At 72.5% G+C, this 25,242-nt stretch carries 20 protein-coding genes and 1 pseudogene; 10 read left to right on the top strand and 11 right to left on the bottom strand.

Features of this window, described 5'->3' with window-relative positions:
* Positions 1–13 precede the first annotated feature (13 nt).
* Genes OG776_RS09770 through OG776_RS09760 form a run of 3 tightly spaced genes read left to right on the top strand, consistent with a single transcriptional unit; the run spans position 14 to position 1,109 of the window.
* Positions 14–271, top strand: a complete 258-nt coding sequence (locus OG776_RS09770; protein WP_148009389.1) for a phosphopantetheine-binding protein — start codon at positions 14–16, stop codon at positions 269–271.
* Between the two features lies 1 nt (position 272).
* Positions 273–752: an SRPBCC family protein gene (locus tag OG776_RS09765; protein ID WP_148009388.1), complete on the top strand. Its 480-nt coding sequence runs from the start codon at positions 273–275 to the stop codon at positions 750–752.
* Positions 753–776: 24 nt separating this feature from the next.
* Positions 777–1,109: a TcmI family type II polyketide cyclase gene (locus OG776_RS09760; RefSeq protein ID WP_148009387.1), complete on the top strand. Its 333-nt coding sequence runs from the start codon at positions 777–779 to the stop codon at positions 1,107–1,109.
* Between the two features lie 108 nt (positions 1,110–1,217).
* Here OG776_RS09760 and OG776_RS09755 read toward each other — a convergent pair whose 3' ends face one another.
* The 6 genes from OG776_RS09755 to OG776_RS09730 form a co-directional block, all read right to left on the bottom strand.
* Positions 1,218–2,246 (bottom strand): methyltransferase, encoded by a 1,029-nt coding sequence (locus OG776_RS09755; RefSeq protein ID WP_148009386.1) that lies wholly within the window; start codon positions 2,244–2,246, stop codon positions 1,218–1,220.
* Between the two features lie 68 nt (positions 2,247–2,314).
* Positions 2,315–3,379 (bottom strand): right-handed parallel beta-helix repeat-containing protein, encoded by a 1,065-nt coding sequence (locus OG776_RS09750; RefSeq protein ID WP_148007381.1) that lies wholly within the window; start codon positions 3,377–3,379, stop codon positions 2,315–2,317.
* A 302-nt stretch (positions 3,380–3,681) separates the two neighbouring features.
* The gene (locus OG776_RS09745; protein WP_148007382.1) at positions 3,682–5,901 is read right to left on the bottom strand and encodes an NADP-dependent isocitrate dehydrogenase; all 2,220 of its coding nucleotides are present in this window, start codon (positions 5,899–5,901) and stop codon (positions 3,682–3,684) included.
* A gap of 946 nt (positions 5,902–6,847) precedes the next feature.
* On the bottom strand, positions 6,848–7,957 hold the full coding sequence (locus tag OG776_RS09740) for a mechanosensitive ion channel family protein (protein ID WP_148007383.1): 1,110 nt from the start codon (positions 7,955–7,957) through the stop codon (positions 6,848–6,850).
* Between the two features lie 279 nt (positions 7,958–8,236).
* Positions 8,237–9,001 carry a crotonase/enoyl-CoA hydratase family protein gene (locus OG776_RS09735; protein WP_148007384.1) on the bottom strand — a complete coding sequence of 255 codons (765 nt, stop codon included), beginning with the start codon at positions 8,999–9,001 and terminating at the stop codon, positions 8,237–8,239.
* Positions 9,002–9,064: 63 nt separating this feature from the next.
* Positions 9,065–10,051 (bottom strand): lysylphosphatidylglycerol synthase transmembrane domain-containing protein, encoded by a 987-nt coding sequence (locus OG776_RS09730; protein ID WP_148007385.1) that lies wholly within the window; start codon positions 10,049–10,051, stop codon positions 9,065–9,067.
* 243 nt (positions 10,052–10,294) lie between these two features.
* On the opposite strand from OG776_RS09730, the gene OG776_RS09725 reads away from it, so the two are divergent.
* A complete protein-coding gene (locus OG776_RS09725; RefSeq protein WP_187285480.1) occupies positions 10,295–12,196 on the top strand; it encodes an ABC transporter ATP-binding protein in 1,902 nt (633 codons plus the stop codon).
* A 119-nt stretch (positions 12,197–12,315) separates the two neighbouring features.
* On the top strand, positions 12,316–13,236 hold the full coding sequence (locus tag OG776_RS09720; protein ID WP_148007387.1) for an NAD(+)/NADH kinase: 921 nt from the start codon (positions 12,316–12,318) through the stop codon (positions 13,234–13,236).
* A gap of 92 nt (positions 13,237–13,328) precedes the next feature.
* Here OG776_RS09720 and nhaA read toward each other — a convergent pair whose 3' ends face one another.
* From nhaA to OG776_RS09705, 3 genes and pseudogenes are all read right to left on the bottom strand, one after another.
* The gene (gene nhaA / locus OG776_RS09715; RefSeq protein ID WP_410093129.1) at positions 13,329–15,242 is read right to left on the bottom strand and encodes a Na+/H+ antiporter NhaA; all 1,914 of its coding nucleotides are present in this window, start codon (positions 15,240–15,242) and stop codon (positions 13,329–13,331) included.
* A 167-nt stretch (positions 15,243–15,409) separates the two neighbouring features.
* Positions 15,410–17,081, bottom strand: a pseudogene (locus OG776_RS09710) (MFS transporter).
* Between the two features lie 152 nt (positions 17,082–17,233).
* Positions 17,234–17,701, bottom strand: a complete 468-nt coding sequence (locus OG776_RS09705; RefSeq protein WP_329320119.1) for a MarR family winged helix-turn-helix transcriptional regulator — start codon at positions 17,699–17,701, stop codon at positions 17,234–17,236.
* A gap of 158 nt (positions 17,702–17,859) precedes the next feature.
* On the opposite strand from OG776_RS09705, the gene panD reads away from it, so the two are divergent.
* From panD to OG776_RS09690, 3 genes are all read left to right on the top strand, one after another.
* Positions 17,860–18,279 (top strand): aspartate 1-decarboxylase, encoded by a 420-nt coding sequence (panD, locus tag OG776_RS09700; RefSeq protein WP_148007391.1) that lies wholly within the window; start codon positions 17,860–17,862, stop codon positions 18,277–18,279.
* A gap of 95 nt (positions 18,280–18,374) precedes the next feature.
* Entirely contained in the window at positions 18,375–18,719 is a 345-nt protein-coding gene (locus OG776_RS09695) for a GNAT family N-acetyltransferase (protein WP_329320116.1), read from the top strand.
* 172 nt (positions 18,720–18,891) lie between these two features.
* Positions 18,892–19,524, top strand: coding sequence for an aspartate/glutamate racemase family protein (locus OG776_RS09690; RefSeq protein ID WP_410093130.1), 633 nt, complete (start codon positions 18,892–18,894; stop codon positions 19,522–19,524).
* Positions 19,525–20,014: 490 nt separating this feature from the next.
* On the opposite strand, the gene gndA is transcribed toward OG776_RS09690, so the two are convergent.
* Complete coding sequence (gndA, locus tag OG776_RS09685) at positions 20,015–21,454, bottom strand: NADP-dependent phosphogluconate dehydrogenase (RefSeq protein ID WP_329320114.1); 1,440 nt, start codon at positions 21,452–21,454, stop codon at positions 20,015–20,017.
* Positions 21,455–21,858: 404 nt separating this feature from the next.
* Between gndA and OG776_RS09680 the strand changes: the two genes are divergently transcribed.
* Positions 21,859–23,061, top strand: coding sequence for a transglycosylase family protein (locus tag OG776_RS09680; protein WP_329320112.1), 1,203 nt, complete (start codon positions 21,859–21,861; stop codon positions 23,059–23,061).
* Here OG776_RS09680 and OG776_RS09675 read toward each other — a convergent pair.
* Complete coding sequence (locus OG776_RS09675; RefSeq protein WP_329320110.1) at positions 23,051–24,253, bottom strand: DMT family transporter; 1,203 nt, start codon at positions 24,251–24,253, stop codon at positions 23,051–23,053. The two genes, OG776_RS09680 and OG776_RS09675, sit on opposite strands and share 11 nt — an antisense overlap.
* Before the next feature lie 210 nt (positions 24,254–24,463).
* On the opposite strand from OG776_RS09675, the gene OG776_RS09670 reads away from it, so the two are divergent.
* Positions 24,464–25,228, top strand: a complete 765-nt coding sequence (locus OG776_RS09670) for a (2Fe-2S)-binding protein (protein ID WP_261994868.1) — start codon at positions 24,464–24,466, stop codon at positions 25,226–25,228.
* The last annotated feature ends 14 nt before the right edge of the window (positions 25,229–25,242 follow it).

The raw sequence follows: 25,242 nt of genomic DNA, 5'->3' as shown, positions 1-25,242 counted from the left end.
AAGGAGAACACAGATGATCATCGAAGTGACCGTCGACGAACTGGCCAAGCTGATGAAGCAGGCCGCCGGAGTCACCGTCGACCCCCAGCAGCTCCACCACGCGTCGGACTCCCCGTTCGGCACCCTCGGCCTCGACTCACTGGGCCTGCTCGGCATCGTCGGCGAGCTCGAGAACCGGTACAGCAAGCCGCTGCCGCCGGACGCGGAGCGCTGCAAGACGCCCCGCGAGTTCCTCGACCTCGTCAACAGCACCCTCAAGACTGGAGCCTGAAGTGTCAGGACACACCGAGAACAGCATCACCATCGACGCCCCTCTCGATCTGGTCTGGGACATGACCAACGACATCGAGAACTGGCCGCAGCTGTTCAGCGAGTACGCGTCCCTGGAGGTGCTCTCCCGTGACGGCGACACCACGAGCTTCCGTCTGACCATGCACCCGGACGAGAACGGGAAGGTCTGGAGCTGGGTCTCGGAGCGGACCGTGGACCGTGCCGCCCGCACAGTTCGCGCCCGTCGCGTCGAGACCGGCCCCTTCGCCCACATGAACATCCGGTGGGAGTACAAGGAGACCCCGGCCGGCACCCACATGCACTGGGTGCAGGACTTCGCGATGAAGCCCGAGGCCCCGGTCGACGACGCCTGGATGACGGACAACATCAACACCAACTCCCGCGTCCAGATGGCCCTGATCCGGGACCGCATCGAGCAGGTCGCCCGCGACCGCCGCAACGCGCCCGCCGTACCGGGCTGATCACCGACCGAGGAAGGACCCCCGATGCACCACGCCCTGATCGTCGCGAGGATGGCGCCCGACTCCGCGCCCGCGATCGCCGACGTGTTCGCCGCCTCCGACCGCGGTGAACTGCCCCACCTGATCGGCGTCAACCGGCGCAGCCTCTTCCAGTTCGGCGATGTGTACATGCACCTCATCGAATCCGACAAGGACCCCGCGCCCGCCATCGCGAAGGTGGCCGGGCACCCGGAGTTCCGCAGTGTCAGCGAGGAACTGTCGGCGTACGTCAGCGCGTACGACCCGCAGACGTGGCGCAGCCCCAAGGACGCCATGGCGCACTGCTTCTACCGCTGGGAGCGCGCCGACGCCTCCTGACCGGGCGCCGTGACACCACCCGAGGCCGCCGGATCCGCGAACGCGGATCCGGCGGCCTCGGGTGGTGCGGGGCCGGCCCGCGTGGGCCGGCCGGTACGCCGTGCCGGTTCAGGCCGGGACGGTGCACTCGAACGCGTGGAGGTACGCGTTGACCGGGCGGACCTCGCCGATGACCAGGCCCGCGGCCGTCAGCCGGTCGGTCATGCTCCGCCGGGTGTGCTTCGCGCCACCGACGTTGAGGAGCAGCAGCAGGTCCATCGAGGTCGTGAACCTCATCGACGGGGTGTCGTCCACGAGGTTCTCGATGACGACGACGCGGGCGCCGGGCCGCGCCGCCTTCCGGACGTTCGCCAGCGCACGCCGGGTGCTGTCGTCGTCCCACTCCAGGATGTTCTTGATGATGTACACGTCCGCCTGTACGGGGATGTCCTCGCGGCAGTCGCCGGCCACGACGCGTACCCGGTCCGACAGCGAACCGCCCTCGCGCAGCCGCTCGTCGGCGTTCTCCACCACGCCCGGCAGGTCGAGCAGGGTGCCGTGCATCCCGGGGTGCTTCTCCAGCAGGCTGGCCACGACCTGCCCCTGACCGCCACCGATGTCGGCGACCGAGGACACCCCGCGGAGGTCGAGCAGCGCCGCCACGTCCCGCGCCGACTGCTCGCTGGACGTCGTCATGGCCCGGTTGAAGACGTACGCGGACTCCGGCGCCTCCTCGTTGAGGTACTCGAAGAACTCCCTCTCGTACACGTCCTCGAAGACGTTGCGGCCGGAGCGCACCGCCTCGTCGAGCTTGGGCCAGACGTTCCACGTCCAGGGCTCGGTGCACCACAGGGCGATGTACCGCAGGCTGTGCGGGTCGTCCTCGCGCAGCAGCCGGGACATCTCCGTGTGGCCGAAGGTGCCGTCGGGGTGCTCGGCGAAGACGCCCTGGCAGGACAGGGCGCGCAGCAGCCGGCGCAGGGTCCCCGGCTGGGTCTTGACCGCCGCCGCCAGGTCCTCGACGCTCATCGGCGTCTCTTCCAGGGCGTCGGCCACACCCAGGCGGGCGGCGGCGCGTACGGCGGCGGCGCACGCCGCTCCGAAGACGAGCTCGCGCAGCCGCATGGGCGGCGGCGGAGCCTGTTCGGCAGTCGTCATCTGGTGCCTCGCTTCTTCCTGTCGTGCGATGGGGGGGGACGTGGGGGTGGTGGGGGAGGACGGCTGGGTCAGCACTTGCCGGCCGGCTCGGAGACCCGGCAGATGTTGTTGCGGAACACGTTGTCCGTGCCGGCGGCGTCCCGGTCGGCCAGATCGGCCGGGACGTTGCGCAGCGCGAGGTTGTCGCGGATCTCGTTGCCCCGGTCGGCCGCGCCGACGAAGCTCTTGAAGAGCACGATGCCGCCCGAGAGGGGAGAGGCGCCCACGTTGCCGACTACCTGATTCCGTGTCACCAGGGTGTCCTCGGCGCCGGTGAGGACGATGCCCGAGCCCTGCAGGGCGGGCAGCCGGGGGGTCTTGGGGCAGGACTTGTTGTTGGCGTGGACGTAGTTCCGGCGCACCGTCAGTGCCCCGGCGGACGGCTTGTTCTCGTCGCCCACGACGAACACACCGGCGCAGTTGCCCGTCGCCTCGTTGTGGTCGACATCGAGGTCGCGCAGCCGGCGCACGGTGATCCCGATGCGGTTGCCGACCAGGAGGTTGTCGCTGAGGACCGTTCCCCGGGTGTCCCGGGCGCCCTCCTCGGTGGAGACGGTGTTGGCGACGAACAGACCGGCGTCGCCGTTGCCCCGGGCGATGTTGTTGCGGAACACCCCGCGGACGGACCGCTCCTGGGCGATGCCCCACTGGCCGTTGTTCTCGGCGGTCACCCCTTGGACGGTCAGCCCGTCGGTCCCCGACGCCCACAGGCCCTGCTTGGCGAAGCCCCGGACGGTCAGCGCGCCCACGGTGACGCCGGTGAGCGGACTGCTGTCGGTCCCGGTCACGCAGATGCCGTTGCCGGACTTGGCACAGGCGTCGCGGGCCGGGGCCGGACCCGGCACGAGGACGGTCCGGCGGGCGCCGTAGCCGCGTACCGTCAGTTCCGGCACGGTGATACGGACGCTCTCGTGATAGGTGCCGGGGGAGACGAGGACGACGTCCCCCGGTTTCGCGGTGTCCACGGCTTTCTGGATGGACTCGCCGGGCCGCACCCGGTGCACCGTGCGGTGGTCGGCCGACGGGGCGGCGCCGAGCCCCGACACCATGACGGCCGCGGTGCACGCGAGGTAGGCCATCTGTCGTTTGGTCATGGGGCGAAGCTAAGAGCGGGGGTCCGGGGCCGCCACCGCTGCTCACCCAGGTGGGCAGGGCTTGTCGTCCCTTGGGTGTGTGCCGGTGTGTCAGTCCGCCGCGCGGACCCCTTGACGCGGTATCAGGCCGCCGGACCGCACCGCTTCCCCGGCCCTCTCCTCCGGCACGCCGTGCCGCGGTACGGGGCGCCCGGTCCCGGCATCCCGTCGCCGGGGCACCGGTCCGGCGGAACACGGCCGCCCCGGCCGGAGGATCCGGCCGGGGCGGCGCAGTCGGGACCCGTCGGGGCCGCGACGGTGTGTCAGGCGAGGGTCGCGAGCGACTCGTTCCAGGTGGCGGAGGGACGCATGACCTTCGCGGCCTTGGCGGGGTCGGGCTGGTAGTAGCCGCCGATGTCGGCGGGCCGGCCCTGGACGGCCAGCAGCTCGTCGACGATCGTCCCCTCCTGCGCGGTGAGCGTCTCGGCGAGCGGGGCGAACACCTTCGCGAGGTCCGCGTCGTCGGTCTGGGCGGCCAGCTCCTGCGCCCAGTAGAGGCCCAGGTAGAAGTGGCTGCCGCGGTTGTCGATGCCGCCGACGCGACGGGTCGGCGACTTGTCCTCGTTGAGGAAGGTCGCCGTGGCGCGGTCGAGGGTGTCGGCGAGGACCTGGGCGCGGGCGTTGCCCGTGGTGGTCGCGAGGTGCTCGAAGCTGGCCGCGAGCGCGAAGAACTCGCCCAGGCTGTCCCAGCGCAGGTAGTCCTCCTTGACCAGCTGCTGGACGTGCTTCGGGGCGGAGCCGCCGGCGCCCGTCTCGAAGAGGCCGCCGCCCGCCATCAGCGGGACGACCGACAGCATCTTGGCGCTGGTGCCCAGCTCCAGGATCGGGAAGAGGTCGGTGAGGTAGTCGCGCAGCACGTTGCCGGTGACCGAGATGGTGTTCTCGCCGCGGCGGATGCGCTCGACGGACAGCTTGGTCGCCTCGACGGGGGACATGACACGGATGTCGAGGCCCTCGGTGTCGTGCTCCGGGAGGTACCGCTCGACCTTCTCGATGAGCACGGCGTCGTGCGCGCGGGTCTCGTCCAGCCAGAAGACGGCCGGGTCGCCGGTGGCGCGGGCGCGGGTGACGGCCAGCTTCACCCAGTCCTTGATCGGGGCGTCCTTGGTCTGGCAGGCGCGGAAGATGTCGCCGGCCGAGACCGTCTGCTCCAGGACGGCGTTCCCGGCCTGGTCGACGAGGCGGACCGTACCGGTGGCCGGGACCTCGAAGGTCTTGTCGTGGCTGCCGTACTCCTCGGCCTTCTGCGCCATCAGGCCGACGTTCGGCACCGAGCCCATGGTGGAGGGGTCGAAGGCGCCGTTGGCGCGGCAGTCGTCGATGACGACCTGGTAGACGCCGGAGTAGCTGCTGTCGGGCAGAACCGCGAGGGTGTCGGCTTCCTGGCCGTCCGGGCCCCACATGTGGCCGGAGGTGCGGATCATGGCCGGCATCGAGGCGTCGACGATGACGTCGGACGGCACGTGCAGGTTGGTGATGCCCTTGTCGGAGTCGACCATCGCGAGCTCCGGTCCCTCGGCGAGCTCGGCGTCGAAGGAGGCCTTGATCTCGGCACCCTCGGGCAGCGCCTCCAGGCCCTTGTAGATCCCGCCGAGACCGTCGTTCGGGGTCAGACCGGCGGCGGCGAACGTCTCGGCGTACCGCGCGAACGTCTTCGGGAAGAAGGCGCGCACCACGTGACCGAAGACGATCGGGTCGGAGACCTTCATCATCGTGGCCTTGAGGTGCACCGAGAACAGAACGCCCTCGGCCTTGGCGCGGGCGATCTGCTCGGTGAGGAACTCACGCAGCGGCGCGACGTGCATGACGGAGGCGTCCACGACCTCGCCGGCCTGCACGGGTACCGACTCGCGGAGCACGGTGATGGAGCCGTCGTCGCCGACCAGCTCGATCCGCAGCGCGCCGGCCTCGGTGATCACCGTGGACTTCTCGGTGGAGCGGAAGTCGTCGACGCCCATGGTGGCGACGTTCGTCTTCGAGTCGGACGTCCACTTGCCCATGCGGTGCGGGTGCGTCTTGGCGTAGTTCTTGACCGACGCGGGGGCGCGGCGGTCGGAGTTGCCCTCGCGCAGCACCGGGTTCACGGCGCTGCCCTTGACCTTGTCGTAACGGGCGCGGATGTCGCGCTCCTCGTCCGACTTCGGGTCGTCCGGGTAGGCCGGCAGCGCGTAGCCCTGCTCCTGCAGCTCGGCGATCGCCGCCTTGAGCTGCGGGATGGAGGCCGAGATGTTCGGCAGCTTGATGATGTTGGCGCCGGGCGTCTTGGCCAGGTCACCGAGCTCGGCGAGGGCGTCGGGGATGCGCTGCCCCTCCTCCAGGAACTCGGGGAAGAGCGCGAGGATGCGCCCGGCCAGCGAGATGTCACGGGTCTCCACAGTGACACCCGCCTGCGAGGCGTACGCCTGGACCACCGGCAGGAACGAATACGTCGCCAGGGCCGGGGCCTCGTCAGTGTGCGTGTAGATGATGGTCGAGTCAGTCACCGGGTGCTCCGCTCCACGTCTGCAACATTGCTCGACATCAAGATATCTCGTGAGCGACCCGGTCTCGACAGGGGTCCGTGCCGGGCCCCGAAAAGTGGTCACGCCTCACACCGGGCGCGGCTCGGGCGTCCGCGCGGTCTTCGTGCGCGGAGAGGCACGGCTGCTTGTCGCGGACGTCGGAGGCTTCGGGGCACGGTGTGCGGGACCGGCCCGGGAGCCGTCCCGGTGCGGCCCCTGGAGGATTCACCGGTCACCGCGGGGCGCCGGGGCGGGAGAGGTGACGGAGCCCTCGGGGCGCGCTCACGGCCGCCGTCGGAGGCGCCCGGGGCCCGTACCGCACCGTCACGGTGACTGCGGGTTCCGGTGTGGGAGGCGGGGAGTCCGTCCGTCGCGCCGCGCTCCCTCCGCGTCCGCAGGGCTCGCGCGGGGCGTACGGGCGCCGCAGGCGGGCGGGACCGCGCGGGGGCTGCGCGGACACCGGGTGGCGCGCGATGGCGGCTTCCCGGGACGTGACGGCGGCGACCAGGGACCGGTACTCGTCGGGCGGATGGGTCCCGGACGAGTCCGTGGAGTGGTCGGCCGGTGCCGAGGGGCCGGCCGGTGGACCGCCGGGTGGGCGCTCCGGCAGGCCGCTGACGCCCCGGTTTCCCGGGGCCCCGGGAAACCGGGGCGTCAGGGATGCGTCCGCCACCGCGGAGTCGGGGGCGCGGAACTGGGGGCCCGGGGGTCGGCCCCTCGACGCGGTCGGTCCGCGGGCCCGGCCCCTCGCCAGGGCCGGTTCGGCCCCGGCCGGCCCTCGTCATCGCCGTGACGACGTCACGGCCGACCCGCGTCATGGCCGCGGCAGCCGCACGGCGACCGCGTCACGCCGACGAAGGCTCCACGGCGAGTCCTTCTCGGTGCCGCGACGGCCTCGCGGCCCGTTCCCCTCGCGGCGGCGAGGGAGTCACGGTCGCGACGGGGTCTCGCGCTGGTGGCGTGACGGGGCCTCGCGCTGGTGCGGGATGGCCGGATCCAGGAGTTCCGCGCCGCCCGGCTGGAGGGCGACCGTGCGGGCCGGCGACGGGATGCGGATGCCCTCGTCGCGGTAACGCCTGTGCAGGCGCTTGATGAACTCGTGCTTGATCCGGTACTGGTCGCTGAACTCGCCGACGCCGAGGATCACGGTGAGTCCGATGCGGGAGTCGCCGAAGGTGTGGAAGCGGACCGCGGGCTCGTGGTCCGGGACGGCGCCCGTGATCCCGGTCATCACCTCGGTGACGACCTCGTTCGTCACCCGCTCGACGTGGTCCAGATCGCTGTCGTAGCCGACACCCACCTGCACGGTCAGCGTCATCTGCTGCTCGGGCCGGGTGAAGTTGGTCATGTTGGTGCCCGACAGCTGGGCGTTGGGGATGATCACCAGGTTGTTGGAGAGCTGACGGACCGTGGTGTTCCGCCAGTTGATGTCGACGACGTACCCCTCCTCGCCGCTGCTCAGCCGGATGTAGTCGCCCGGCTGGATCGTCTTCGACGCGAGGATGTGCACGCCCGCGAAGAGGTTCGCGAGGGTGTCCTGCAGTGCCAGGGCGACGGCGAGACCGCCCACGCCCAGGGCCGTGAGCAGGGGCGCTATGGAGATCCCCAGGGTCTGCAGGACGACCAGGAAACCGATCGCCAGGACCACGACCCGGGTGATGTTGACGAAGATGGTGGCCGATCCGGCCACACCCGAGCGGGACTGGGTCACCGACCGGACCAGTCCCGCGATGAGCCGGGCCGCGGTGACCGTGCTCACCAGGATGAGCAGCACCGTCAGCGAGCGGTTGACCGTACGTCCGACCGGTGCGGCCAGCGGCAGCACCGCGGCGGCGGACGCCAGCCCGCCCGCGATCGCCGCCCAGGGCACCAGCGTGCGCAACGCGTCCACGATGACGTCGTCGCCGCTCCAGCGGGTGCGCTCGGCGTGCTTGCCGAGCCACCGCAGCACCATCCGCAGCAGGAACGCCGCCAGCAGCCCCGCGGCCACGGCGATACCGGCGATCATCAGGTCGTCCAGGGTGACCGGACGCTTCATCGACGACCTCCTCGAAGTCCGGGACCGGCGTGAGGGCCCACGGGCCGTATGTGCTGTGTCGTCACTTGCCACCTGCTCGAATCCGGGAACGCACGATCACGCCCCGACGGCCGTTCGGCGACCGGGGCGACCGCTCATCCTGCCGTACCCGGGGGTATGTCCGTCACCGGGCCCGCACACCTCCGCCACCCCCGCTCCCACCGTCCGTCCGGCCGTCACCGGGCCCGCGTACGGCGGCTCTTGGGGGAGCCGGACCGGTGGACGCGGCCCGTCCGGCTCTCATGTCCGGCTGAACGAACCGTGTCGCCCGGCTCCCGCCGCGAAACGGGCCGCCCCTTCCACGCCTTCGGCCAACACGCCCATGCCGTGCCGGAGTTCACCGCGCATCGCGGCCTTCTCGACCAGGCCCTCCTGATCGAGGACCGAGGCGCGGTCGCCGCGCAGACAGGTCTGGGGGAAGTCGGCGATGTCGGCGGCCAGTCGCTCGGCCGCAGCACGTGCCTCGCCGGTCGGCACGAGGCGGTTGGCGAGCCCCATGCCGTAGGCCTCGGAGGCGGTGACCGGGCGGCCGGTGAGGATCATGTCCATCGCCCGGCTGGTCCCGATGAGACGGGGCAGCCGCACCGTGCCGCCGTCGATGAGCGGGACGCCCCACCGGCGGCAGAACACACCGAAGACCGCGTCCTCCTCGGCGACCCGCAGATCGCACCAGAGCGCCAGTTCGAGACCGCCCGCCACCGCGTGCCCCGCGACCGCCGCGACGACCGGCTTGGACAGCCGCAGCCGGGTCGGCCCCATCGGCCCGTCACCGTCCTCGGCGACCCGGTTGCCCCGCTCGGTACCGATCGCCTTGAGGTCCGCGCCCGCGCAGAACGTGCCGCCCTCACCCCAGAGCACCGCCACCCGGGCCGTGGAGTCCGCCTCGAACTCCCGGAAGGCGTCGGCGAGTTCGAGAGCCGTCGGGCCGTCCACCGCGTTGCGGGCTTCGGGACGGGAGAGGACGACCGTGGTGACGTACCCCTGGCGTTCGATCCGGACCGGCATGCTGCTGACCCCTTCTCCCGGCTGACGTGGGTCCGAGGCTACTCCGCGCCCTCCGGGGACGGCTCAGATCACCTTCAGACGGACCAGCGCCCCGAGCGTCAGCGCCCCGGGCAGCAGCGGCAGCCACACGGTGATGATGCGGAAGGCCAGGACCACGGCCGTGGCCACCGCCACCGGACCGCCGGCCGCCACCAGCGCGACGACCAGCGCCGCCTCCACCGAGCCGATCCCGCCCGGCGTGGGCACCACCGCCACCGCGGCCGTCGCCGCCAGATACGCGAGAGCCATGTGCAGCGGCGGCACCGGCAGGTTCATCGCCTGTCCCACCGCGGTCAGACCGGCGGCCTGCAGCAGCGGGAACGCGAGCGAACCGCCCCACAGGGCGCACGCGCGCGCCGGACGGGAGTGCACCGAGCGCGCCTCGCCGAGCGCGGTGCGCAGGAACGACAGCACCGCCGCGCGCAGCCGCCGGACCAGCAGCAGCACCGTCACCGCGACACACAGCACCGCGACCGCGCCGAGCAGCAGCGGACCCGTGGCCCCGTCCGGGACGAGACCGCCGAGCCGCAGCGCCCCGGGGAACGCGAGCAGCAGCCCCGCAAGCAGAGCGAGACGGGCGACCGACTCGGCGAGCATGTACAGCGCGAGCGCCGCCGAGGAGCGGGCCAGCGGAACGCCGCACACCGTCATGAAACGCAGATTGACCGCGCTCGCGCCCAGCCCCGTGGGCAGCAGATGGTTGGCGGCGCCCGCCGCGAACTGGGTGGCGAGCAGCCGGCGCGCGGGCAGCCGTTCGACGACCGCGCCCTGCCGGGTGACCGCCGCGGCGACCCAGGTCAGACAGGTCGCGGCCACCGCCGCCAGCAGCCACGGCCACTCGGCCGCGCGCAGATGGCCGAAACCCTCCACGAGCACGGAGCGGTGGCGCACGCCGACCACCAGCACGAGGGCGAGCGGGATCAGGCACAGGGCCGACCGGAGGGGGAGGCGCCGGGAGAGTCCCTTGAGGGGACCTCGCGGGGGCGTCTGGGGAAAACGGACCGCTGTCACATCCGGAGAGGTTTTCCACACCGCACCAACAGGAGGTTGCGGGCGCGGGTCCGACGGCTGACACGCCGGGCAAGGTGCGGGAGGGACCGGGGTCCGCGAGGCGGGCGAGGCGGGCGGGGACGTGGTGGATACCGTGATCGATGCCGTCATGAGTTCCCTGGGTCGTTCCTTCGTACGCGTGGACTTCTTCCGCGGGACATTGACCTCAACGAAGCTTGAGGTCCTACGGTCACTTGCATGAGCATGGAGACCACAGCCTGGACGCAGCTGCACAGCGTGATGACCGCGCAGCAGGAACGCCGCCCCTTCGCCCGCGCGACGCTGCGCCGCATCGCCGCCTTCGCCCGCCCGCACCGCCGCAGGATCGGCCAGTTCGTGATACTCAGCGTGGTCACCGCGCTGCTGGCCGTCGCGACGCCGGTGCTCGCGGGGCGCGTCGTGGACGCCATCGTGTCCCACGGCGACGAGGGCACCGTCGTCCGCCTGGCCGTGCTCATCGCGATCATCGCGTTCGCCGAGGCGGGGCTCGGGATTCTCAGCCGCTGGCTGTCGGCGACACTGGGCGAGGGGCTCATCCTGGATCTGCGGGCCGCTGTGTTCGATCATGTACAGCGCATGCCGGTCGCGTTCTTCACACGTACCCGTACGGGCGCGCTCGTCAGTCGACTCAACAACGACGTGATCGGCGCCCAGCGCGCCTTCAGCAACACCCTCTCCGGGGTGGTCGGCAACGTCGTCACCCTGCTGCTCACCCTCGCCGTCATGCTGACCCTGTCCTGGCAGATCACGCTGCTCGCCCTGGTCCTGCTGCCCGTGTTCGTGGTCCCCGCGCGCCGCATGGGCAGCCGGATGGCCAGGATGCAGCGCGAGGCCGCGCACCTGAACGCGGCCATGGGCACCCGGATGACCGAGCGGTTCTCCGCACCCGGGGCCACCCTCGTCAAGCTCTTCGGGCGGCCCGAGGACGAGTCCGCCGAGTTCGCCGCGCGGGCCGCCCGGGTGCGGGACATCGGCGTGCGCACGGCGATGGCGCAGTCGGCCTTCATCACGGCCCTGACCCTGGTCTCCGCGCTGGCGCTGGCGCTCGTGTACGGGCTCGGCGGCTGGTACGCGCTGCGCGGCAGCCTGGAACCGGGCGCCGTCGTCTCCCTGGCGCTGCTGCTGACCCGCCTGTACGCCCCCCTCACCTCGCTCGCGGGTGCGCGTGTCGAGGTCATGAGCGCCCTGGTGAGTTTCGAACGCGTCTTCGAGGTTCTCGATCTCAAGCCGCTCATCGAGGAGAAGCCGGACGCCCGGGAGGTCCCGGAGGGTCCCGCGTCCGTGGAGTTCGACGACGTCCGCTTCGCCTATCCGGCCGCCGACAAGGTCTCCCTCGCCTCCCTGGAGGAGGTCGCCGCCCTCGACACCCGGGCCGGCGCCGAGGTCCTGCGCGGCGTCTCCTTCCGCGCCGAACCCGGCCAGACCGTCGCACTCGTCGGCTCCTCCGGAGCGGGCAAGTCGACCATCGCCCAGCTGCTGCCGCGTCTCTACGACACAGACGGGGGCACCGTCCGCATCGGCGGCGTCGACGTCCGCGACCTGAGCGCCGCCTCGATGCGCCGGACCCTCGGCATGGTCACCCAGGACGGACACCTCTTCCACGAGTCCGTGCGTGACAACCTGCTGCTCGCCCGCCCCTCCGCGACCGAGGGGGAACTCTGGGACGTCCTGCGCCGGGCCCGTCTGGAGGAGCTCGTCCGCTCTTTGCCCGACGGCCTCGACACCGTCGTCGGCGAGCGCGGCTACCGGCTCTCCGGCGGCGAACGCCAGCGCATGACCATCGCCCGGCTGCTGCTCGCCCGGCAGCGCGTCGTCGTCCTCGACGAGGCCACCGCCCACCTGGACAACACCTCGGAGGCGGCCGTGCAGGAGGCGCTCACCGAGGCGCTGGCGGGGCGCACGGCCCTGGTGATCGCCCACCGGCTGTCCACGGTCCGCGCCGCCGACGTCATCCTGGTCGTCGAGGCGGGACAGATCCTGGAGCGGGGCACCCACGAGGAGCTGCTGGCGGCGGAGGGACGGTACGCGGAGCTGTACCGGACGCAGTTCGCCGAGCCGGGGACGGAAAACGCACGGGAACGGAGCCTCGGGCTGATGATGGACTGAAGGGCCACCGGCATCGGCGCGGACAGCGAGCCCCGTCCGTTCCGTACCGGCGCGAGAGCCGCACCGCGGGACGATGATGGAGCACTCGGGACCGTCGCATCGACGTAAGGGGAATCCTCATGGGTCAGATCGGATCGATCGGCCTGATTCTGCACCCCCGGCGCAACCCGGGGCCGGTCATCGAATCCGTCGTCGACTGGGCCCGTACGCACCGGACCGAGGTGCTGGGACTGCCGGACGAGGTGGGACGCATCGCGTGCAGCGCGGTGTCCGTGCCGCCCGAGGACCTGGTGGCGCGGGCCGGTCTGATCGTCAGCCTCGGCGGCGACGGGACCATGCTGCGCGCCATGCGGCTGCTCTCCGGCTCCGCCACCCCGGTGCTCGGTGTCAACCTCGGCCGGCTGGGCTTCCTCGCCGAGATCGACGTGGACGACATCAGGCCCGCACTGGACCACATCGACAGCGGCCGCTTCACCACCGAGGCCCGGATGGCCGTACGGACCAAGCTGCCGGACGGCCGCGAGTTCCGCGCGTTCAACGACATCGCCCTCGTGCGGGTACCGGGCCACGGGATGGCGGCCGTCTCCATCAGCCTCCAGGGGGACGAGTTCATCCGGTACGCCGCCGACGCGCTCGTGGTCGCCACCTCGACCGGATCGACGGCGTACAGCTTCGCGGCGGGCGGCCCGATCCTCTCGCCGCGGGTGGAGGCCATCCTCGTCGTCCCGGCGAGCGCGCACTCGTCGTTCGACCGGGCGCTCGTCCTGCCGGCGGACGAGGAGGTGGTGCTCGAACTGCTGCCCACGACCGGGCGGCTGGCGGTCGAGGTCGACGGCGAGGTGGTCGAGTACCTCGACGCGGGCGACCGCATCACCGTGACGGCCTGCCCCGCGGTGGCCCATGTGGTCCGCCTCGGCGGCACCACGTTCTACCAGCGGGCCCGCAGGAAGCTCGGCATCAGGGGCAGCCTGGAGGCGGGCCGCAGCCACCCCGACGAGCACGTCGACTTCGCGCTCCACGCGGACATCCCGGAGGGGTGACCCGGCGGACACCCGGCCGGGCGGCGGCGATCACCTGAGGCCGTCGTCGACGCCGACCGGTACCGGTCGGGCCGCTGACAGGCCGGCGCGTGTCAGGCCGGCCGCCCGGCGCCGGTGAGCGCCGCCCTCTCCCGCGCGGCACGCACGGCCGCCGACAGTGAGGCGATGTCGTAGGCGCCGTGGTGCCGGCGGCCGTTGACGAAGAACGTCGGGGTGCCCGAGACGCCGCTGAGATCCGCGGACTCCAGGTCCGCGGCGATGTGGGCGGTACCCGCGCCGGCCCGGAGGTCGGCGCGGAAGCGGTCGGTGTCGAGGCCGATCTCCCTGGCGTAGCGGAGCAGGTCCTTGGGCAGCAGGTCCCCCTGGTGCTCCAGCAGCAGGTCGTGCATCTCCCAGTAACCGTCCTGGAGGGCCGCGGCCTCGGCGGCCTCGGCGGCCAGCTGGGCGTTGGGGTGCACGTCGTGCAGCGGCAGGTGCCGCCATACGTACCGCACGTCCCCGAAGTCGGCGAGCAGCTCGCGCACCACGGGTTCGGCCAGTCCGCAGTAGGGGCACTCGAAGTCCCCGTACTCGACCAGTGTCACGGGCGCGTCCAGGGGCCCCCGTACGTGGTCGCGCCGCACGTCGACGGAGTCGCTGAGATCCACGATGCCCTGGGACGTACCGAGCAGGGCCCGCGAGCGGGAACGCTGCGGCAGGGCGCCGATCACCCGGGTGACCAGCCAGGTGAGGAGGAACGAGCCGGCGACGGCGGTCAGGATGCCGATCTTCGCCTGTCCCAGTTCGTCGCCGTGGAAGGCGAGCGTCGCGATCAGCAGGGAGACGGTGAACCCGACGCCGGCCAGCGTGCCGCCCGCGGTGACGGCACCCCAGCCGGCGGGCGGCTTGAGGCGTCCGCGGCTCAGGCGGGTGGTGAGCAGGGAGGCCCCGAGGATGCCGAGCGGTTTGCCGAGGACGTAGCCGAAGACGATGCCGAGCGTGATCGGTGAGGTGAAGGCGTGCGCCAGCTGGTCCCCGGTGACGGTGATACCGGCGTTGGCGAGGGCGAACAGCGGCACGATCACATAACTCGTCCACGGGTGGAACATCCGCTGGAGGCGCTCGTTGGGGGAGAGCGTCGAGGCCAGCCCCCGGCGCACCGTGCGCTCCAGCTCCGGCGTCGGCTGCTCGCGGAAGCGCCGGAACAGGTTGCTCGCGTGCTCCAGGTCACTGCGTTCGGCCGGGCGGGCGTAGGTCAGCAGGCCCATCGCGAGCCCGGTCACGACCGGGTCCACCCCCGACTTCAGGAGCGCCACCCAGATGGCGACACCCAGCACGGCGTACAGGACGGGGATCCGCATGCCGAGGGTGCGCCGTACCACCAGCAGCACCGCGAACACGCCCAGCGCCGTCAGCAGCGCGGGTACCGAGATCGCCCCGCTGTAGGCGAAGGCGATGACGGCCAGCGCCACGAAGTCGTCCACGACCGAGACACTGAGGATGAAGACCCGCAGGCTGCCGGGCAGCCGTGTGCCGAAGACGGCCAGCATGCCGAGCGCGAAGGCCGTGTCCGTCGACATGGCGGTGCCCCACCCCTGTGCGGAGGCGTGGCCCGCGTTGACGGCCAGGTAGATCGCGACGGGCACCGCCATCCCGCTGAGTCCCGCGAGGACGGGGAGGGTGACCCGCCGGCGCTCCCGCAGCTCGCCCATGTCGAACTCGCGGCGGGCCTCCAGCCCCACGACGAAGAAGAACAGCGTCATCAGGCCGCTGTTCACCCACTCGCGCAAGCCCAGGGACACCTGGCCCGATCCGACGCGGACCGACAGCCCGGTGTGCCAGAAGGACGTGTAGGAGCCGGGCGCGATGTTCGCCCAGGCGAGTGCCAGGAGCGCCGCGGTGAGCAGTACGGCGGCGCTGCCGGTCTCGGTGCGCAGGAAGTCCCGCAGCGGACCGTGGGCGCTCTGGCCGCACTCGGTCTGCCCCGACAGGAGGGAACCCTCAGGTGGCTCGGATGGCACAGTCACTCCGTGATTCTCGCTCCGTACACCGACACGCACCCGGCGAGGCGACGCGAGGACGGCGCCCCGGCCGCGCTCCGGCGCCCGGTGCATCCCTGGTAACCCCCGGGAGACGCATCCTCTTCCTGCCGGGTCCGGTGAGACGCCTTCCGAGTGCTTCCGGGGCGTCCTTCCTACCCCGTCTCTCCCGTCCGCCCGGCCCGCCCGGTCCGTGCCGCCCCGGCCGTGAGGGGCGGCGGGTCCTGCGGACGGGTGTCCTGGGCGGAAGGGCGGCCGCCGCGCAGGGCCGAGGCGAGCGCGGAGACGAGCGCCATGCCCGCGGCCACCCCGAAGACGATGGCGAGACCGTGGTGGAAGGGTCCCGAGACGAGCCGGGGGAAGAAGGTGTGACCGGTCAGCGCCGCGTGCTGGGCCGGCGAGAGGTGGGCGAGTGCCCCACCGGACGCGAGCAGGTGTTCGACGGGGTTGTTGCCCAGGAACGTGGCGAACAGGGTGCTCACCGGCGGCAGCGACGCGGCGTGCTCGGCGGCGCCGGCCGGCACACCGTGCGCCCGGAGCCCGCCGCCGAGCGCCGCGGGCAGCGAGGAGGCCAGGCCGGAGACCATCAGGGAGAAGAAGACACCGATGGACAGGGCGGTGCCCGAGTTCTGGAACGTGGAGCGCATGCCCGAGGCGACGCCCCGGTACTCGGGCGGCACGCTGCCCATGATCGAGGACGTGTTGGGGGAGGAGAACATGCCCTGGCCCAGGCCGTTGAGCAGCAGCAGCGCCGCGAAGGTGCCGTAGTGGAAGTCGATGGGGAGGGCGAGCAGTCCGAGGAAGGAGACCGCGACGACGATCAGACCGGCCGTCGAGAACATGCGGGCCCCGAAGCGGTCCGACAGGTACCCGGAGAGGGGCCCCGCGATCAGGAAGCCCAGGGTCAGGGGCAGCATGAAGATGCCCGCCCACAGCGGGGTGTCCTCGAACGCGTAGCCGTGCAGGGGCAGCCAGATGCCCTGCAGCCAGATGATGAGCATGAACTGCAGCCCGCCGCGCGCGATCGCGGTCAGCAGTGCCGCCAGGTTGCCCGCGGCGAAGGCCCGGATCCTGAACAGGGCCAGGGTGAACATGGGGTCGGCGACGCGCGACTCGACGTAGCAGAAGAGCAGCAGCAGGACGACGCCACCGGTCAGACCGGCGAGCACCCACGGGTTGCCCCAGCCGGTGGCGTGCGCGCCGTAGGGCTGGATGCCGTAGGTGATGCCGACCAGCAGGGTTCCGGCGCCCGCGGCGAAGGTGACGTTGCCCAGCCAGTCGATGCGGCCGGGCCGCCCGGCCGAGGTCTCCCGCAGGCTCAGGTACGACCAGACGGTGCCGGTGATGCTGACCGGCACGCTCACCCAGAACACCGCGCCAGTCGACGGCGGCCAGCAGTCCGCCGGCGAGGAGGCCGAGGAACTGGCCGGCGAGCGCGGTGATCTGGTTGATGCCGAGGGCCATGCCGCGCTGCCGGGTGGGGAAGGCGTCGGTGAGGATGGCGGCGGAGTTGGCGGTGAGCATGGAGCCGCCGAACGCCTGCACGACCCGCCACAGGATCAGCCACAACGCGCCGGCGGCGGCCCCGAACGGGTCGAGGGAGAGCGCGACGGAGGCGCAGGCGAAGACGAGGAAGCCGAGGTTGTAGATCTTGACCCGGCCGTACATGTCGCCGAGCCGGCCGAGGACGACGACGAGCACCGCCGACACCAGCAGATAGCCGAGGATCATCCAGAGCAGGTAGCCGATGTTGCCGGGGGCGAGCGGGTCGAGCCCGATCCCGCGGAAGATCGCGGGCAGCGAGATGATCACGATGGAGGCGTCCATCGTGGCGATCAGCACGCCGAGCGTGGTGTTGGACAGGGCGACCCACTTGTAGCCGGGGCCCGGCGGCAGGTCCTTGCGCCGGACCGGGCGCGGGGCGGTCGGGCCCGCTCCGCGCGGACGGTCCGGGCCGCGGTCGCCGGGCGTGCGCACGGTCACAGTCGCTCCGCCAGCCGGTCGAGCAGGGGCAGCGCGGAGGCGAGGGTCTCGCGCTCCCGCTCGGTGAACTCGTCGAGAGCGGCCGACAGGCGGTGCACGGACTCGGAGCGCCGCTCGGCGAGCACGGCGCGGCCCTCCTCGGTGATCGCCACGATGATCCGCCGTCCGTCCGCCGTGTCGGGAGCGCGGCCGACCAGTCCGCGTTCGCCGAGCGCGGCGAGGGTGCCGGCCATCGCCTGGGGCCGTACGCGCTCCGACTCGGCGAGGGACCCCGGGGAGCCGGGACCGTCGGCGGCGAGCCGCGCGAGCACCGAGACACCGGAGAGCGACACGTCGCCGACGGCGTGGGCCTGACGCAGCCGCCGGGTCAACCGCCCCACCGCGAGACGCAGGGAGGAGGCGAGCCGAGCGGTGTCCCCGGGTTCCGGGACCTGTTCGTGACCGTGACCTGCTTCTGTACGCACCTTCACAGATACTTACATTAGGTTTATCAGGCAAGGCTGATCAATCAAATGTAAGTAATTATCACCACCCCTGCCGGAGGTGGTAGGTAGTAAGGTGTGCAAACAGCCCTTGACCTGCGAGAACGCGGGCAGGGAGCCTACGTCCGGGGAGTTTCCTCATGCTGCGCACCATGTTCAAATCCAAGATCCACCGTGCCACGGTCACCCAGGCCGACCTGCACTACGTGGGGTCCGTGACCATCGACGCCGATCTGCTCGACGCCGCGGATCTGCTGCCCGGTGAGCTCGTGCACATCGTCGACATCACCAACGGCGCGCGTCTGGAGACGTACGTCATCGAGGGGGAGCGCGGCTCGGGGGTGGTGGGGATCAACGGTGCGGCGGCCCATCTCGTCCACCCCGGTGATCTGGTGATCATCATCAGTTACGCTCAGGTCTCCGACGCCGAGGCGCGGGCACTGCGGCCGCGGGTCGTGCACGTGGACCGCGACAACCGGATCGTGGCCCTGGGGGCCGACCCGTCCGAACCGGTGCCGGGCTCGGACCAGGAGCGCAGCCCGCAGGCGGTCACCGTCTGAGCCACGGCCGAGGAGGTCCGGGGCGTCCGGGGCGGTCCGCCACGGGCGCGGATCCCCGGGCCGGGGCCGAGGAACCAGGACCCGAGGGAGTACCCATGAGCGACACAGAGATCCGCGACGACCGGGCGGCCGGCCGCCTGGAGGCCCTCGCCGGGGACGAGGTGGTGGGGCACATCGAGTACTTCGTCCTCGAGGCTCCCGCGCGCGCCCTCGTCCCGGTGCACACCATCGTGGAGCCCGCGCACGAGGGGAAGGGCATCGCGGGCTCGCTCGCCCGTGAGCTGTACGCCCTCGCCGCCCGCGAGGGCGTCGTGGTCGCGCCGCTGTGCCCGTACGTCGTGAAGTGGGCGGCGCGTCACCCCGAGGAGGCCCCGGCGGCCGACCCGCGCCTGGTGGACGCGGCACTGGAATGGCTCCAGGCGCACCCCGGACGCTTCTGATGGCGCACGTGGCGCACGTGGCGCACGTGGCGCACACCGCGCACCCGGGACGCCGCTGATGCCTCCCCCGCGTCCCCGGCCCCCCGCGGCTCCGACACCGTCCCCGAGTCCGGGACCTGAGCGTCCGGGCCCGGCCGGGGCCGGTGTCCTGGCCCTGCTGCACACCTCGCCCGTGCACATCCCCGTGTTCGAAGCGCTGCGCGACGAGGACCATCCGGGGCTGGAACTGCGGCACCGGGTGGAGGAGACGCTGCTGGCCCGGGCCCGTGCGGAGGGTCCGGCCGCGGTCGCGGGCGCGGTGCGGGCGGCGCTCGTCCGGGCCGCCGCGGCCGGCGCCGACGCCGTGCTGTGCACGTGCTCGACCATCGGCGGGATCGCCGAGCGGGCGCAGACCACGGTGCCCGTGCTGCGGGTGGACCGTCCGATGGCCACCGCCGCGGTGGCCGCCGGTCCGCGGATCGCGGTACTGGCCGCGCTGGAGAGCACGCTGGCGCCGACGGCCGCCCTCGTCGAGGACGAGGCGCGTGCCGCGGGACGGCCCGTGACGGTCCGCACCCTGCTGGCCGACGGCGCCTGGGCCCGTTTCGAGGCCGGGGACCAGGACGGCTTCGCCGCCGCGGTCGCCGCGTCCGCGGACGCGGTCACCGGCGCCGACGTGATCGTCCTCGCCCAGGCCTCCATGGCGCCCGCCCGGCGGCTGGCCACGACCACGGTTCCGGTGCTGGCCAGCCCCCGCCCGGGACTGGCCGCGGGAGCGGACGCCGTACGCCGCGCACGGACCGGGCCGGTCCGTACGCGCGGCTGACAGGACTCGCGTACCTCGCGCGACGGGGTGAGTGGGCGCGCGAGGGCCGGGTACGCGTGGGACAAGTCCAGAGCCGACGTACCGACAGGGACGTACCGACCGGCACGTACCGACTGGCTGGAGGACACGATGACGCAACCGCACCCCGAACCGGTGAAGCCGGGTCCCACCCCCGGGCCGGGGCCCGACCGCCCGCAGCCCTTCCCCGACCCGAACCCCTTCCCCGACCCGACGCCGGACCCGGGCCCCGGCCCCACCCCGGAACCCTCTCCGCCGCCGTCCCCCGGTCCGCGGCCAGGTCCGGAGCCGGTGCCGCCGGGGCCTCAGCCGGTGCCGCAGCCCGAGCCGGTCCCGCAGCCGGAACCCGGACCGCCGCTTTCCTGAGCAGGGCCGCCGCGACGGGTGGTCCGGCGGGCCCGGGCACCCTACCGACGCGAGGAGGCCGCCCCACCCCGAGCTCGGGGTGGGGCGGCCTCCTCGCGTCGGATTCCTAGGCACCGACCTCCGAGCGGTCGTCACCCCACAGCGTGTGGAACGAGCCCTCACGGTCCGTACGCCGGTAGGTGTGCGCCCCGAAGAAGTCGCGCTGTCCCTGGGTCAGCGCGGCGGGCAGCCGCTCGGCCCGCAGCGCGTCGTAGTAGGCGAGGGCTGCGGCGAAACCGGGCGTCGGCACCCCCTGGCGGGTGGCCGCGACCAGCACCTCGCGCCAGTCGTCCTGGGCCGCCGCGATCTCCTGCGCGAACGTGTCGTCGGACAGCAGGCTCGGCAGGTCCGGCCGGGCGTCGTACGCGGCGCGGATACGGTCCAGGAACGCCGCCCGGATGATGCAGCCGCCGCGCCAGATCGAGGCGACCGCGCCGAGGTCGATGTTCCAGTCGTACTCGTCGCTGCCCGCGGTGATCTCGTGGAAGCCCTGCGTGTACGACACGATCTTCGACGCGTACAGCGCCTGCTCCACCCGGTCGGCGAAGGCCGCGGCGTCGACCTCGTCGAGCTGCTCGGCCCGGGGGCCCGCGAGCCCGCGCGAGGCCGCCCGCAGGTCGGCGTGCCCGGACAGCGAGCGCGCGAAGACCGCCTCCGCGATGCCGGAGACCGGGACACCCAGGTCGAGCGCGATCTGCACGGTCCAGCGGCCGGTGCCCTTCTGCTCGGCGCGGTCCTCGACCACGTCCACGAAGGGCTTGCCCGTCGCCGCGTCCACGTGCGACAGGACCTCCGCCGTGATCTCGATCAGGTAGGAGTCGAGGCGGCCGGTGTTCCAGGTGCGGAAGATGTCCGCGATCTGCGCGGGGGTGTATCCGGCGACGTCGCGCAGCAACTGGTACGCCTCGCCGATCAGCTGCATGTCGGCGTACTCGATGCCGTTGTGGACCATCTTGACGAAGTGGCCGGCGCCGTCGGGGCCGACGTGCGTCACGCACGGGGCGCCGTCCTCGGCCTTCGCGGAGATCTTCTCCAGCATCGGACCGAGCGACTGGTACGACTCGGGTGAGCCGCCGGGCATGATGCTCGGCCCGTTCAGCGCGCCCTCCTCGCCGCCGGAGACACCGGTGCCGACGAAGTGGATGCCCTGGCCGCGCAGCTCGCGCTCCCGGCGCCGGGTGTCCGCGAAGTGCGCGTTCCCACCGTCGATGATCATGTCGCCGGGCTCCAGGAGCGGGGCGAACTCCTGGATCACCGCGTCGGTCGGCTCGCCCGCCTTCACCATGATCACCAGGCGGCGCGGACGCTCCAGCGCGGCCACGAACTCCTTCGCGGTCTCCGCGGCCACGAAGTCGCCCTCGTGACCGAACTCCTCCACCAGCGCGTTCGTCTTGGCCACGGTGCGGTTGTGCACGGCGACCGTGTAGCCGTTGCGTGCGAAGTTGCGGGCGAGGTTGCGCCCCATGACCGCGAGACCCGTGACGCCGATCTGGGCTGAAGTGCTCATACGGTTGGCTCCTAAGAGGTCCTGTAAGAGGTCCTGTATTCGGTAGTGCCGGTCGTGCTCGTCAGTATCGCCTCAGGCGGCCGTCGCCTCCGGCCATCCTGACGCGTCGGGGATGTGTACGCACAACGACCCCCCGACGCCTCAGCCGTCGACGAGCCGAGGCGAGGAAGATCTCCACACGAGAGATATCACCCGCCGTTTCCGATCGACGCGCACGCCGCTCTCTCCACCGCGAGTTGATCACCAGGAGTCACCTCGGCCTCCTGAGCCCCCTGGACCTCTCGGGTCTCCCGCCCCGCCCCCGCCTCCGTCCCCGCGCGCAGCACGGCCGATTGCCGTCTTGTCCTGGCCTGTTCGGAGCGTTTACTTTTGCCGCTCCTGACGCATGTCGAGGGGGCTCCCACATGGCCGTACGCGGCCGGCACCGCCGGTATCAGCCGAACAGGATCAACCGCGCCTCACTCACCGTCACGGCGGGCGGTGCAGGAATGGCCCTCCCGCTCATCACCAGCGGCGTGGCGCACGCGGCCGACGTGGACACCTGGAACAAGGTCGCCGCCTGCGAGTCCAGCGGCAACTGGAGCATCAACACGGGCAACGGCTACTACGGGGGACTGCAGTTCACCCAGTCCACGTGGGAGGCGTACGGCGGCACCGTCTACGCGCACCGCGCGGATCAGGCCGGCCGGGACCAGCAGATCGCCATAGCCGAGAAGGTGCTGAAGGGGCAGGGGCCCGGAGCATGGCCGGTCTGTTCGGTGCGCGCGGGACTCACGCGCGGCGGCGCCGCGCCCGCGGTCGACCCGTCGGGCGGCTCCACGCGGACGGCGTCCGCGAGTGCCTCGCCGCAGACGGTCAAGCGGTCCGTCCGTGACGTGAAGCCGCAGACCACACCCCAGTCGCACGCGGGCACGGCCGAGATGTACACCGTCGTGCACGGGGACACGCTCTCCGGCATCGCCGGCTCCCGGCACGTCGAGGGCGGCTGGCAGCGGCTGTACGAGACGAACCGCAGGACCGTCGGCTCCGACCCCGACCTGATCCTCCCCGGCCAGCGCCTGGACCTGCACGGCAAGGCCCAGCCACCCACCCGCAGCCGGACCGCGCCCGCGCGCCCCGAGAAGCCCGCCGCGGACCGGAGCACCCCGCACAGGGCGAGAGCGACCCCGCACAAGACGGCCCCGGAGCACTCCACCAGGAGCCACACGCTGGTCGCCCCCGTGAACGCGGCGACGGGGACGCAGTACCACGCCGCCGGGGCGTCCTGGTCGAAGGGCTATCACACGGGCGTCGACTTCCCGGTGCCCACCGGCACCTCGGTCAAGGCGGTCGCCGCGGGCCATGTCGTCAGCGCGGGCTGGGGCGGCTCGTTCGGCTACCAGGTGGTCATCCGGCACGCCGACGGCCGCTACACGCAGTACGGCCATCTCTCGGCGATCTCCGTCAAGGACGGGCAGAGCGTGGCGGAGGGGCAACGCATCGGCCGCTCCGGCTCGACGGGCAACAGCACGGGCCCGCATCTGCACTTCGAGGTGCGGACGGGGCCCGGCTTCGGTACCGACATCGACCCGCTGGCCTACCTGCGGGCGGGCGGCGTCAGGATCTGACGCGGGCCCGTTCGGGCCTCGGGAGCGGCGTGGCCGGGATGTACGGCCCGTACAGGGGGCCGAATCCAGCCAGTTCCCCGGAGGACGCGTCCCGCGGTGACGCGCTCTCCGGGGGCGCCGCCGTCACCGACGAGGGGCCGGGTCCGAGGGTGTCCTCGTCCCGCCCCGCGGCGCTCCCGGTCCCGCGGAGCCCGGCGGCGCCCGCGCGGGCCGGCGGGACGGGCTGGTCGGGAAGGACGGGAACGACGGCGAGCAGCAGCTCCTCGACGGCGTCCGGTGCCGCGGCGACGGCGAGGGCCGTACCGTCCTCACCGGCCCCGGTCCCCTTGTCCTCGGCCGGGGTGTCCCCGGCAGGAGGGCGGGTGCTGCCGATCTGCTCCGTCGTGAGCAGGATCAGACCGCCCGCGGCGACGACCCCGCAGGCCAGGGCGAGCAGGGTGCCCGTCTCCCCGTAGCGGAACGTCTCACCGAACATCGTGATGCCGACGGCGGCGGCGACGACGGGGTTGACGACCGTCAGCGTGGCCAGCGGCGCGGCGAGGCCGCCACCGCGGTAGGAGGCCTGCGACAGCAGCATCCCGGCCGTCGCGAAGACGGCTATGAGCACGAGGCTCGGCAGGTCGGCGAGCGAGACGTGGTGCGACCAGTCCACCGCGACCGTCTTGGTGAAGACCGAGGACATGCTGAAGGCCGTGCCGGCTCCCACCGCGAGCAGCACGCTGCGCACGGCCGGGTGCCGGTGTGCGGCGCGGCCCGCGACCATGAACGCGACCACCGCGCCGCCGGCCACCACGGCCAGCACCGTGCGCTGGGTGGTGTTCAGGGACTGCGCGTCGGCCGGGCCGACCAGCGCGAGCAGCACCGCGAGTCCCACCGTGGCCATGATCGCGCCGCGCCAGGCGGTCGCTCCGGCCCGGCGGCCGACGAAGACCGCCGCCATGGGCAGGGCGAACACGATGGTCAGCGCGCCGAGCGGCTGCACCAGGCTCAGCGGCCCGTAGGCGAGCGCCACCACGTGCAGCACACCGCCGGTGCCGGTCAGCGCGACGGCCGCCCACCAGCCGGGACGGCGCAGCGGGGCGTACGTCTGCTCGAGAGAGGTCAGCGCGACCTGCTCCTGCACGATCGCGCCGCCCGCGTACGCGACGGCGGAGACGAAGGAGAGCAGGACGGACAGCGCGAGCGCGCTCATGAGTCTCTCCTCGGCGTGCGGCGTGGGCGCGGTGCCCGGTGCGGCGAACGGTCGGCCTTCATGATGACTACGATCCCTCGTCCGGCCCTTCGCGTCGTCGTCCCTGAGCAGGCAATGGGTCCTACTGCCGATGGAGTACGACGCGCCCCGTGTCCTCCCCTGGGTGGGCGGCACGAGGGGGAGCCCCGCCGGTGGAATCCCCTAGGGGACTTGGTACTACTGCTGTTCGTGGACCTCGACCCGGATCTCGCCGCGCTGGACGCGCTCGGCGGATTCTTCGTACTACGGACCGGTGTACCGCCGCGCGGTCCGCTGCCGACCCTGGCGCGCGCGTACGCGGAGCCTGAAGTCGATCACCCTGGAGAGGTTTACGGAGATCCGATGATTTTCCGTGTGCGGAAGGTCGCGGAGGGTCTCGGGGCTCCGGAGCCCCGTATCGCGGTGTCGGTGGCGCAGCAGGCGCTGGCGGCCCGGCTGTGGTCGGTCGCGCTGGGTGCCGCCGCGCTCTACGGCCGGCTGCCCGACCTCGATCCGGAACTCCTGCACTGGGACCCGGACGGCAGCGCTCCGGACGACCTGTGGCTGTCCGAGGTGCGCGCCCTGCCCGTGCGCGCGATCGGGACGGTCGTCCACGGCCACCTCGGCCCGCTGGAGGCCGCCCTGCGGTCGCGGTACCGCGTCTCGCGGGGTCTGCTGCGGGGGAACGCGGGCTCGGCCCTGGCGGGCGCCTGGCGCCAGCTGGACCGCTGGGCGCGTGACCACCACCGCACGGACGTGGCCGACCGGGCCCGCGATCTGGCGGTGGGTCTCCTCGCGGAGCCCGGTCTCGCCGGCACTCTGGATCCCCGCACGCTCCGCCGCCGCAGCTGCTGCCTCTACTACCGCCTCCCCGGCGGCGGGCTGTGCGGCGACTGCTGCTTCGACCGCCCGCCGGAGCTCCCCGCCGGACGCCGGGGAACGACCCCTCGTTCCTGACGACCGTGGTCTTC

This window comes from Streptomyces sp. NBC_01689, assembly GCF_036250675.1.
Taxonomy (GTDB): domain Bacteria; phylum Actinomycetota; class Actinomycetes; order Streptomycetales; family Streptomycetaceae; genus Streptomyces.
The sequence above is the reverse complement of the archived record's forward strand: the minus strand, read 5'-3'. Positions and strand labels throughout refer to the sequence as shown.

What these genes read in the sequence shown, in the direction of transcription:
- OG776_RS09725 (WP_187285480.1), top strand. Translation starts at nt 10,295, where the DNA reads ATGGAGACCACAGCCTGGACGCAGCTGCACAGCGTGATGACCGCGCAG.
- OG776_RS09720 (WP_148007387.1), top strand. Translation starts at nt 12,316, where the DNA reads ATGGGTCAGATCGGATCGATCGGCCTGATTCTGCACCCCCGGCGCAAC.
- OG776_RS09680 (WP_329320112.1), top strand. Translation starts at nt 21,859, where the DNA reads ATGGCCGTACGCGGCCGGCACCGCCGGTATCAGCCGAACAGGATCAAC.
- OG776_RS09760 (WP_148009387.1), top strand. Translation starts at nt 777, where the DNA reads ATGCACCACGCCCTGATCGTCGCGAGGATGGCGCCCGACTCCGCGCCC.
- OG776_RS09740 (WP_148007383.1), bottom strand. Translation starts at nt 7,957, where the DNA reads ATGAAGCGTCCGGTCACCCTGGACGACCTGATGATCGCCGGTATCGCC.
- OG776_RS09750 (WP_148007381.1), bottom strand. Translation starts at nt 3,379, where the DNA reads ATGACCAAACGACAGATGGCCTACCTCGCGTGCACCGCGGCCGTCATG.
- OG776_RS09675 (WP_329320110.1), bottom strand. Translation starts at nt 24,253, where the DNA reads ATGAGCGCGCTCGCGCTGTCCGTCCTGCTCTCCTTCGTCTCCGCCGTC.
- OG776_RS09755 (WP_148009386.1), bottom strand. Translation starts at nt 2,246, where the DNA reads ATGACGACTGCCGAACAGGCTCCGCCGCCGCCCATGCGGCTGCGCGAG.
- OG776_RS09695 (WP_329320116.1), top strand. Translation starts at nt 18,375, where the DNA reads ATGAGCGACACAGAGATCCGCGACGACCGGGCGGCCGGCCGCCTGGAG.
- gndA (WP_329320114.1), bottom strand. Translation starts at nt 21,454, where the DNA reads ATGAGCACTTCAGCCCAGATCGGCGTCACGGGTCTCGCGGTCATGGGG.
- OG776_RS09770 (WP_148009389.1), top strand. Translation starts at nt 14, where the DNA reads ATGATCATCGAAGTGACCGTCGACGAACTGGCCAAGCTGATGAAGCAG.
- panD (WP_148007391.1), top strand. Translation starts at nt 17,860, where the DNA reads ATGCTGCGCACCATGTTCAAATCCAAGATCCACCGTGCCACGGTCACC.
- OG776_RS09735 (WP_148007384.1), bottom strand. Translation starts at nt 9,001, where the DNA reads ATGCCGGTCCGGATCGAACGCCAGGGGTACGTCACCACGGTCGTCCTC.